The organism is Chishuiella sp. (assembly GCF_032109125.1).
Classification (GTDB): Bacteria; Bacteroidota; Bacteroidia; order Flavobacteriales; family Weeksellaceae; genus Empedobacter.
Window position 1 is genome coordinate 104,918 of record NZ_DAMCLZ010000010.1, and the last position, 9,652, is coordinate 114,569.

The 9,652-nt window shown below is 28.1% G+C and carries 9 protein-coding genes and 1 tRNA gene; 6 read left to right on the forward strand and 4 right to left on the reverse strand.

Annotation, left to right across the window (positions count from 1 at the left end):
• Positions 1-29: 29 nt before the first annotated feature.
• A complete protein-coding gene (locus tag RT575_RS11285; protein ID WP_313580910.1) occupies positions 30-1,061 on the reverse strand; it encodes a WYL domain-containing protein in 1,032 nt (343 codons plus the stop codon).
• Positions 1,062-1,398: 337 nt separating this feature from the next.
• Here RT575_RS11285 and RT575_RS11290 point away from each other — a divergent pair.
• The 3 genes from RT575_RS11290 (at position 1,399) to RT575_RS11300 (ending at position 3,689) form a co-directional block, all read left to right on the forward strand.
• Positions 1,399-1,469, forward strand: a tRNA-OTHER gene (locus tag RT575_RS11290).
• 367 nt (positions 1,470-1,836) lie between these two features.
• Complete coding sequence (locus RT575_RS11295) at positions 1,837-2,931, forward strand: slipin family protein (RefSeq protein WP_313580912.1); 1,095 nt, start codon at positions 1,837-1,839, stop codon at positions 2,929-2,931.
• On the forward strand, positions 2,928-3,689 hold the full coding sequence (locus RT575_RS11300; protein WP_313580914.1) for a nucleotidyltransferase domain-containing protein: 762 nt from the start codon (positions 2,928-2,930) through the stop codon (positions 3,687-3,689). Before RT575_RS11295 ends, RT575_RS11300 begins: the two co-directional genes overlap by 4 nt.
• 203 nt (positions 3,690-3,892) lie before the next feature.
• On the opposite strand, the gene RT575_RS11305 is transcribed toward RT575_RS11300, so the two are convergent.
• Complete coding sequence (locus RT575_RS11305; protein WP_313580916.1) at positions 3,893-4,225, reverse strand: DUF6150 family protein; 333 nt, start codon at positions 4,223-4,225, stop codon at positions 3,893-3,895.
• Positions 4,226-4,287: 62 nt separating this feature from the next.
• On the opposite strand from RT575_RS11305, the gene RT575_RS11310 reads away from it, so the two are divergent.
• The 3 genes from RT575_RS11310 to RT575_RS11320 all read left to right on the forward strand — a co-directional run bounded on the left by RT575_RS11310 (position 4,288) and on the right by RT575_RS11320 (position 8,016).
• The gene (locus RT575_RS11310) at positions 4,288-5,346 is read left to right on the forward strand and encodes a DNA polymerase beta superfamily protein (RefSeq protein ID WP_313580918.1); all 1,059 of its coding nucleotides are present in this window, start codon (positions 4,288-4,290) and stop codon (positions 5,344-5,346) included.
• Positions 5,339-6,775: an RtcB family protein gene (locus RT575_RS11315; protein WP_313580920.1), complete on the forward strand. Its 1,437-nt coding sequence runs from the start codon at positions 5,339-5,341 to the stop codon at positions 6,773-6,775. The genes RT575_RS11310 and RT575_RS11315 overlap by 8 nt, the downstream gene beginning before the upstream one ends.
• 287 nt (positions 6,776-7,062) lie before the next feature.
• Positions 7,063-8,016, forward strand: coding sequence for a 2-oxoglutarate and iron-dependent oxygenase domain-containing protein (locus tag RT575_RS11320; RefSeq protein WP_313580921.1), 954 nt, complete (start codon positions 7,063-7,065; stop codon positions 8,014-8,016).
• A gap of 60 nt (positions 8,017-8,076) precedes the next feature.
• On the opposite strand, the gene RT575_RS11325 is transcribed toward RT575_RS11320, so the two are convergent.
• Both RT575_RS11325 and RT575_RS11330 read right to left on the reverse strand, forming a co-directional pair.
• On the reverse strand, positions 8,077-8,715 hold the full coding sequence (locus RT575_RS11325) for an NAD(P)H-dependent oxidoreductase (protein WP_313580923.1): 639 nt from the start codon (positions 8,713-8,715) through the stop codon (positions 8,077-8,079).
• A gap of 260 nt (positions 8,716-8,975) precedes the next feature.
• Positions 8,976-9,440, reverse strand: a complete 465-nt coding sequence (locus RT575_RS11330; RefSeq protein ID WP_313580925.1) for a hypothetical protein — start codon at positions 9,438-9,440, stop codon at positions 8,976-8,978.
• Positions 9,441-9,652 lie beyond the last annotated feature (212 nt).

The window sequence follows — 9,652 nt, forward strand, 5'->3', positions numbered from 1 at the left end:
AAATCTATTAAATTAAAAACACGCTTCTGTTAATTCTTTTTCAAATAAAAAAACAACGCTTTTTCTAATCTTCTTTTGATATTTCTTTTCAATAATTTTGGAGCGATAACTTCCAATTCTTCTCCAAAACCAAGTAATTCTCGCTCTAATTCAAAATTATGAATAACTTCTATAGAAAAAATTGTCCCTTTTTCATCTTCGTTAATTATTTTTTGTGTTGCATGTATTGGTTTAGTAACAACATAAGGTGCTAATTTTTTATTGACACGAAAAACAACTCTTTGTTCTCTATCTTTTACAGTTTTAGTTACGCCAAGTGCATTATCATAATAATGTTCAAAATCTATTTCTGATTCATCAACAAAAGGTTCATTTGCTAACTCATAAAAATCAACAATTCTATCCAAAGCAAGCGTATATAATATTTTACCTTTTCTTGCTTTCGCTAATAAAAACCATCTATTTCTATATTCTTTTAGTAAATAAGGATAATAGACAGCTTGTTTTGGCTCTCTAGATTTACTTAAATCCGTAAAAGATTGATAAGAAATAAGCAGAGATTGTTTTTTTACAATTGCTTGATACAACCTATTCAAATGTTCTAATCCTTTTAGTAATGGATTTTCTTCGAACTGTATATAACTAGGTTGTTTACTATCTTGTTTTGATAAGTTACTTTCCAAACGAGTAATTATCTCGTTCATATCATCAAAATAATTAAACCCATTCAATTGTTTCATTACAGAAATCACTTCTTTCATCTTATCTAAATCAGCTGTAGATATAGGCGAATTGTGAATAGAATAGTCTTTGTCTTCGTATTCATAATATTTTCTTTCTTTTACAATAATTGGTGCATTATAACCTAATTTATCACTTCGCATCACTTGTATATCTCCTTGTATTGTACGCTTAGATATTCCAGTTGTTATTCCTTCATATTCGTACAAGGCTTCAGAAACTTTTTCTATTAAATCTTCTAATGTCCATTTTCTGAAATGATTTTGTAGGCATTTATCAATAGTTTGATAACGAATTAATGCGATTTTATTAGTTGCCATGGCTCAATTATTTATGTAATAGTACAAATTTGTGAATTAACTACGTAATCTATCTGCGTTAAAAAAATAGAATTAGATTATTTTGTAAATAATTCAACTTTTAAACAACTCATTACAAGTAAATTATAATTTATTTAAAAAATTATTTTTATTACGCAATTCTTCTGCATCCAACAACCTCAACTTTGTCAAAGGTTTAACAACCAAATGGTTTATTTATCTCGACAGATGTTTCTGTATAGCATCATAGTAGAAATTGTTTCATCACTTCTATTCTAGTCTTGGTAATAAATCTATAATGTAAAGGTCACAGGTTCGAATCCTGTCTTCATTTTCGAATGAAGTAGCTCAGTTGGTTAGAGTATTACAAAAATGTGTAATGTGTCGTAGGTTCAAATCCTACCTTCAACTAAAATTGAAGTAGCTCAGTCCGGTAGAGTAATTACAAACAGACTTTTAATCTGTATTTTTCGCCTTCGGGCACCAATTAGAAACAAAAAGCTAAGGCAGTTTCTTTTCAAATAGAAAGGTTTATCTTCTTAAAGATAAATCAGGAAAAATGAGAACAAAAACTTGCTTAAAACTTGAATCTGATTCTTTGTAAGATGATTGATTTTTAATTTTCTAATTTCTTATTCAATAAAATAATTTGAATAATTGATTTGAAAAACAACTATTGAAAAAAGCTTATTAAACAATCTGATTCCGTTTTGAAAAAGGAAACCTAATTAGCTTTTTTTTAAAAAAAATAAAGTAAAAACCTAAAAAATATAAAATGAAAAAATTAGTAATCAACAAGCAAGAAGTTGCTGTAAAAATAAAAAACAACGAAGTAGCAAAAGTTTATTCAACTGGTACTTACTGGATTCTATTTCATAAAGAAATTATAAAATTGAATTTCAACGAAATAATTGAAGAAAAATACCATTCTCTATTTCTAGAAAATGAACAGTTAGCCGCAATGGTAAATTATACTGAAGTTTTACATAACGAAGTATTAATTGTTTACAAAAACAAACAATTTCATCAATCGTATGTAAATAGAAATGTTATGTTATGGAAAAACTCTGTTCAATTAACAACAAAGAAATTCGATTTAGATTCAACAGAAGAAATAAAAGACTTAGATAAAAGAGAAATCGAAATACTAAGAAAAGTAAGTGCTGTTCGTACCATTTCTGTTTCACCATATTTCGAAGGATTATTATTCAAAGACAATCAGTTTAATACTATCCTAAAAGCAGGAGATTATTTATTTTATAGCAACGAGACAAAAATTTCAGCTGTTACATACGATTTACGTCCACAAACAATAGAAATATTAGGACAAGAAATCTTAACAAAAGATAAAGTGCAATTACGTATCAACTTTATGGTACAATACCAAATCGTTGATTTGTTAAAAGCATATCAATCGGATAAAGATTTTGTAAAAATGATTTATCAAGCTATACAATTAGGATTGAGAGAATACATTAGCAATGTTACTTTCGACGATTTAATGTCTGATAAAAATTCTGTAACAGACTATATTATCAAGAAATTTGAAATACAATTCGAGACAATTGGTTTAAAATTAAAAGATGCAGGAATGAAAGATATTATTTTACCAGGAGAAATCCGTGAAATAATGAATCGTGTTTTAATTGCTGAGAAAACAGCTCAAGCTAACTCTATTACACGAAGAGAAGAAACAGCATCTACAAGAAGTTTATTGAACACTGCCAAATTAATGGAAGAAAATGAAATTCTTTGGAAGTTGAAGGAAATGGAATACATCGAAAAAATTGCAGATAAGGTTGGTGAAATCAGCATTTCTGGAGGTTCGAATGTATTAAACGAACTAAAAACAATGTTTACGAAACAATGAAAACAACAATACTAAATAAACTAAGGCAAATAGAAAAAGACGAAAATATAGAAATTCTATTTGCCGTTGAATCAGGAAGTCGAGCTTGGGGCTTCCCTTCTACCGATAGTGATTATGATATTCGGTTAATTTATAGAAGAAAAATAAGTGATTATCTGAGAATAGAACCTATTGATGATTTTATTGATTTTAAAATCGTTGATGAATTAGATTTTAAAGCTTGGGATATTCAGAAAGTATTACGTTTGATTCTAAAATCTAACTCGAGTATTGTTGAGTATTTACAATCTCCTATTCATTATATTACAAATAAAGAGTTTGAAAAAAGTTTATTAGCAATTGTAAAATCTCAATTCAATCCAAGAAAAGTTTCAATGCACTATTTGGGAATTACAACAAGAAAATTAATTGAAATTGAAGGAAACAAAGAACTTAAATTAAAACATTTGTTCTACGCATTACGTTCTGTACTTTCAGCAAAGTGGGTTATAGAAAAAGAAACAATTCCTCCGATGGAATTTAAAAAATTGGCTCACTTGATTGATGATAATTTTTTACTAGATAAAATAGAAAACTATTTAAAAATAAAAGCAAATGTAGATGAAAGCTACTTAATTGTAAAAGATGAAGAATTACTTAATTGGATTTCTGAGTTAAAAACTGAGTTAAAAGCAAAAGCTGAATTAATTTCAAAAATAGAGTTTGATAAAGAGTTGATTAATGATTTTTTTCTAGATACAATTAGAAATGAGAATTAGTTATTTTTATATATTATGGAAAAATGTTTCGACATGCTCAACATGACATAATGAAACAAATGGAATTAAAAAATCATTTTTCTGAGAAAAACACTTGAACTAACTAAAAATGCAATAGCGATAGTAATGGAAATCCTTTTTCCTTAGAAAAAGATTGTAATGAATAGCGCTACCCGTAGGGATTGCCCAAAACATGCCCTTTTTTACTGCATTAAGTATTGTTTATTTTTATTCCTCCAACCTGCTTGACTACTATAATTGACATAAAAAATTTTAACATCAGCAGAACTTGAATTAGATACAAAATAGATTTTCTTTTTAGCTTGTGATGCATAATCAGTGAAAAACCAATTTCCGTCATTATTTCCTGCTTGGCTTGCATAACTTACTTTATAAACTTTTAAATCTGCTTGACTTTCATGATCAACCACATAAATTTTCACATCAGCCTGACTACTATATTCTACAGAAAATACTTTCTGAGCGTTGAGAATATTTGAGAATAAAAACATGAAGATTAATAATGAATATTTCATTAAACTTAAGTATTTGATTAGTTTAAATCTACAATATTTTGATGAAACATAAATAATAAAAAATGAAACTAACTATAGAAGACCTAAAAAATAAAAACCTTATCCTTTTTGAATGTATAAGCGGAAGTAAAGCTTATAATTTGGATACAGAGAAATCGGATACTGATATTCGAGGTATGTTTTATTTACCAAAGGAACTGTATTACGGATTAGAATATCAAACACAAGTGAGTAATACGAGCAATGATATTGTGTATTATGAAATTGGTCGATTCTTTGAATTATTACTAAAAAATAATCCTGCTTGTTTAGAAATATTGGCAACTCCAGATGAGTTTATTCTTTACAAATCTCCTTTATTAAAAGAATTAAACTATAAGAATTTTATTACTGATGAGGTTAAAAATACTTTTATAGGATACGCATTGAGCCAAATAAAAAAAGCAAAAGGTTTAAATAAAAAATTCTTAAATCCTATGGCTAAAAAACGAAGAAGTGTTTTGGATTTTTGTTTTATTGTAAATGATGGTAAAAGTATTCTGTTGAACAATTGGCTTGAAGAAAAAAATTATAAAGAAAAATTCTGTGGTTTAAGTAAAATACACCATGCAAAAGACTTGTATTCTGTCTTTTATAATGAAAAATTAAACTACAATGGAATAATAAAGGATGAAAATAGCAACGATATTCTTTTAAGTGAAATTCCGAAAAATGAAATGCCTATTTGTTATTTAATTTTTAATAAAGATGAGTATTCGTCTTACTGCAAGCAATACAAAGAATATTGGGATTGGATGAAGTTGAGAAACGAAGATAGATATACAACAAATATAGACCACGGTAAAGATTATGATAGTAAGAATATGATGCACACAATAAGGTTGCTGAGAGTTGCGAAAGAGTTATTACTAACTGGTGATTTGAATGTAAAAAGGACAATGGATAGAGATGAATTACTTCGTATAAAAAATGGAAAATATTCCTATGATGAGGTTTTAAAAATCTCTGAAGATTTACAAAGTGAGATAAGAAAACTACCAAAAAACATTCATTCCATAAATGATAACTATGAAACGAATGAAAAATTTTTAATCAATTTAAGAACTAAACTATATGAATAATACAAATAAACCAATCAATGGAAATGATTTAATTGATTTAGGTTACCCAGAGAATGAGATTTTAGGAATTGCTCTTAAAATCAATAAAAAAAGAACTGGTTTTACCAAAATAGAAATGCTAAATAAATATGCACAAGTATTGTCTTCGCCACAGGATTTTATAGAAGATAAATTATTTAAAACTCTTGCTGAGGCTTTTGTGAATGGAGTACATTTACCTAATATAGATGAGAATATAATCCCACTAAATGAAAATCCAAAAGATTTTGAAGTTTATGGTACAGAAAAAATTGAAAATGGTGCGTTAGAACAAATGAAAGTTGCAATGCAATTACCAATAACAATTGGTGGAGCATTAATGCCAGATGCTCACCAAGGTTATGGTTTACCAATAGGTGGTGTCTTAGCAACTAAAAATGCGATTATTCCTTATGGAGTTGGTGTTGATATTGGTTGTAGAATGGCTCTTTCTATTTTTGATTTACCAGCTTCTCATTACTTAGAACATCATAATGTTTTAAAAGATGTTTTAATGAAAAATACAAAATTTGGTGCCGGACATGGTTTTCATGGACAATATAAATCTGAGCATAAAGTTTTAGATGACAACAAATTTGAAACAAATTCTTTTATTAAAAATTTAAAAGATAAAGCTTGGTCACAATTAGGAACTTCTGGCGGTGGAAATCATTTTGTAGAATTTGGTTTAATGGAATTTAAAGAAGATGATGCAAAATTAAATATCAAAAAAGGAACATACCTTGCTTTACTTACGCATTCTGGTTCTAGAGGTTTTGGTGCTACAATTGCTGGACATTATACAAAAATTGCTAAAGATATTTGTAAGTTACCCTACAAAGCCAAAAATTTAGCTTATTTGGATTTGAATTCTGAAGAAGGTCAAGAATATTGGATTGCTATGAATTTAGCTGGTGAATATGCTTCTGCTTGTCATGAGGTGATTCATCAAAAAATTACAAATGCTTTGGGTGCTGAAGTTTTAGGTAAAATTGAAAACCATCATAATTTTGCTTGGAAAGAAATTTACAATAACGAGGAAGTAATTGTTCATAGAAAAGGTGCTACTCCTGCATCTAAAGATGTTATGGGAATAATTCCTGGTTCTATGACTGCTCCAGGCTTCTTGGTAAGAGGAAAAGGCGAAGAAAATGCAATAAATTCCGCATCGCATGGTGCTGGTCGACAAATGAGCAGAACACAGGCTATAAAATCTTTATCTCAAAATAAAATTAATGATTATTTGAATGATTTTGGAATTACATTAATTGGAGCTGGAAAAGATGAAGCACCTATGGCTTACAAAGATATTCATGCTGTAATGGATGCTCAACAAGAACTTGTTGATGTTGTTGCAACATTTACTCCCAAAATGGTAAGAATGGCAGATGATGGTTCTAAAGAAGATTAAAAAAATTCTTTCGTTCGTAATGAATGGAAGAATTTTTATCAAACTATAGTTTAAATTGATTAAACAAAGTAATTAATATAATAAATCTATTATTTACAACAATTAATTATTCTTATTTTAATTAAAATAAATTATTTATTTTCAATATTTTATACTTAATCTTAATTGATTTTTATACCAAAAATAATACATACAATAGTTTTAAATAAAAGTTATCAACAAAATTATTCACATTTAAAATGTTTATATACCTTTGTCGAACAAATAAATATTTAGAACATACTATAATGTCACAAACTGGAATACCATCAGTTAATCTTGCAGATTTTTTATCTGAAGATCCTGCTAGAAAACAAAAATTCGTTAATGAAATTGGAAAAGCGTATGAAGAAATCGGATTTGTTGCTTTAAAAGGACATTTTTTATCAGACGAATTAGTAGATAATCTATACAAAAGTGTACGTGAATTTTATGCTTTACCTACAGAAACAAAACAAAATTATATTGTAGAAGGAATTGGAGGACAACGTGGTTACACAGCTTTCGGTAACGAACATGCAAAAGGTAGCACAGTTGGAGATTTAAAAGAATTTTGGCATTTTGGTCAATATCTTAATGAAGAAGATAAATCTAAATTCAATTACCCTGAAAATATTAATGTAAAAGAAGTTCCTGACTTTAATGTTTATGGTGAAGAAACATACAAACAATTAGAAAAAACAGGAATTTATGTTCTACGTGCTTTAGCATTATTCCTAGGTCTAGATGAATTTTACTTTGATGATAAAGTAGAAAATGGAAACTCTATCTTAAGAGCAATCCACTATCCTCCTATCACAGAAGAACCTAAAAAAGCTGTTCGTGCTGGTGCTCATGGTGATATTAACCTAATTACATTATTAATGGGCGCACAAGGTCGTGGTTTACAAGTACAAAAACATGACGGAACTTGGGTCGATGCAATTGCAGAAGATGATGAATTAGTAATTAATGTTGGTGACATGTTATCTCGTCACACAAACAATCGTTTAAAATCTACGATTCACCAAGTTGTAAATCCTGAAAGAGAATTATGGGGAACTTCTCGTTTTTCTATTCCATTCTTTATGCACCCTGTTTCTGATATGGACTTATCTGTTTTAGAAAATTGTGTTACAGAAGAAAATCCAAAACAATTTGAAGATATTACTGCTGGAGAATTCTTAACTCAACGATTAAGAGAAATTGGATTAATAAAATAATCTCATTAAACATAAAAAAGAGAGTTGAAATTTTCAACTCTCTTTTTATTTTTTACAATTTTATTCGTAAATCTTAGTTACAAAATCTTCTGTAGAAATTCGAACTTTCTTCATTGAACTTAACCAATCTCCTTCTGTATCTCTGTAACCTAAAGGTAACATAAGAACACTTCGTAAACCTTGTTCTTTCAAGTTCAATAATTCATCTAATTTATCGTTTTCAAAACCTTCCATTGGCGTACTATCAATATTTAGTTCTGCAGCCTGTGCAATTGCTAGCCCTAAACCAATGTATGCTTGTTTTGAAGTATGTACAAAATGTTCTTCTTCTGTTTGAGCAAAGAATATTTGTTTTAAACGATCTGTATAAGATGTAAATCTTCCTCTTGGTAATTCACGCTCATCTGTTGTGAAATCATAAATATCATCAATTCTTTTTTCTGTATAAGAATCCCAAGCTACAAAAACCAACAAATGAGAACAATCTGCTACAATTTGTTGATCATAAGAAATTGGTACTATTTGATTTTGAAGCTCTTTATTTTTAATTACCAAAACTCTGAACTGCTGTAAACCTGATGATGTTGGAGTTAATCGTGTTGCCTCTACAATTTTATCTATGTTTTCTTCACTAACTACTTTAGTTGAATCATATTTTTTAGTAGCATAACGCCACGTTAAATTATCTAATAATGCCATATGTTATTTTAATATTTAGCAAAATTAAATCATATTTAGTAAACAATTACTTTTCTTACATTTTTAAAATTATATTTATTTTTTGGGCAATCCCTTCGGGACGTGCTTTTCGCTATATCTTTTTAGATTGGTCATTCATTTCGACTTCGTTCAATGACCAATCTAAAAAGGATGCCGCTTCAATCACTATTGCAAATTCATGAATAAAAATAAATAACTCACATACTAAAAATTGTTAATTAAAGATAATTCAAAAAAAATTACTTTTCTTTCCATTCTAAGAAATAATTTCCTGTTGCAGAAGTTGATTTCCAACGTACTTGATATTCTCCTTCTTTTGGAAAATTAACAGAAAAACGTCCTTCTTCTGTATCTGCATTTGATGCATATAAAACAACTTTATTTGCATCAATAATTTCAAAAGCTAAATCTCCTTCTGTATGTATCACAGAACGAAAATCGACCTTAAGAGATTTTTTTGTTTTTAATTTGATATATGTTGTTCCTGTTGCGTTTTCAAATTTTGCTTTTGTCCAATTAGAACCATTTGAATTCGACCACTTAGAATCTTTTACTCCATTTTCAAAAAAAGTTCCTTCTGCTGTAATATTTGGTGTTTCTGCATTAGAAAAACTTGCTCTGGAATCTACATCTGCATTTACACGAACAGAAATACATGATTGTAAAGAGAATATTGCTAAAGCTACAATTATTATTTTTTTCATCTTAAATATCATTTTTATACTAGACGATTAAATATAAAAAAGGTTACATTTTTTATCATTTTTTTTAATGTTTGTGTTTATGAGATTAAGTTCTTAAGTGATTATGTTTTTATGCTAAATTTAAGAAGCAAGATAATAAGCTATAAGATTTTCTTAATTCTTAATTCTTAATTCTTAATTCTTAATTCTTAATTCTTAATTCTTAATTCTTA

Bases quoted from the DNA above. Each gene is read 5' to 3' on its own strand.
- RT575_RS11285 (WP_313580910.1), bottom strand. From the start codon at position 1,061: ATGGCAACTAATAAAATCGCATTAATTCGTTATCAAACTATTGATAAA.
- RT575_RS11295 (WP_313580912.1), top strand. From the start codon at position 1,837: ATGAAAAAATTAGTAATCAACAAGCAAGAAGTTGCTGTAAAAATAAAA.
- RT575_RS11300 (WP_313580914.1), top strand. From the start codon at position 2,928: ATGAAAACAACAATACTAAATAAACTAAGGCAAATAGAAAAAGACGAA.
- RT575_RS11305 (WP_313580916.1), bottom strand. From the start codon at position 4,225: ATGAAATATTCATTATTAATCTTCATGTTTTTATTCTCAAATATTCTC.
- RT575_RS11310 (WP_313580918.1), top strand. From the start codon at position 4,288: ATGAAACTAACTATAGAAGACCTAAAAAATAAAAACCTTATCCTTTTT.
- RT575_RS11315 (WP_313580920.1), top strand. From the start codon at position 5,339: ATGAATAATACAAATAAACCAATCAATGGAAATGATTTAATTGATTTA.
- RT575_RS11320 (WP_313580921.1), top strand. From the start codon at position 7,063: ATGTCACAAACTGGAATACCATCAGTTAATCTTGCAGATTTTTTATCT.
- RT575_RS11325 (WP_313580923.1), bottom strand. From the start codon at position 8,715: ATGGCATTATTAGATAATTTAACGTGGCGTTATGCTACTAAAAAATAT.
- RT575_RS11330 (WP_313580925.1), bottom strand. From the start codon at position 9,440: ATGAAAAAAATAATAATTGTAGCTTTAGCAATATTCTCTTTACAATCA.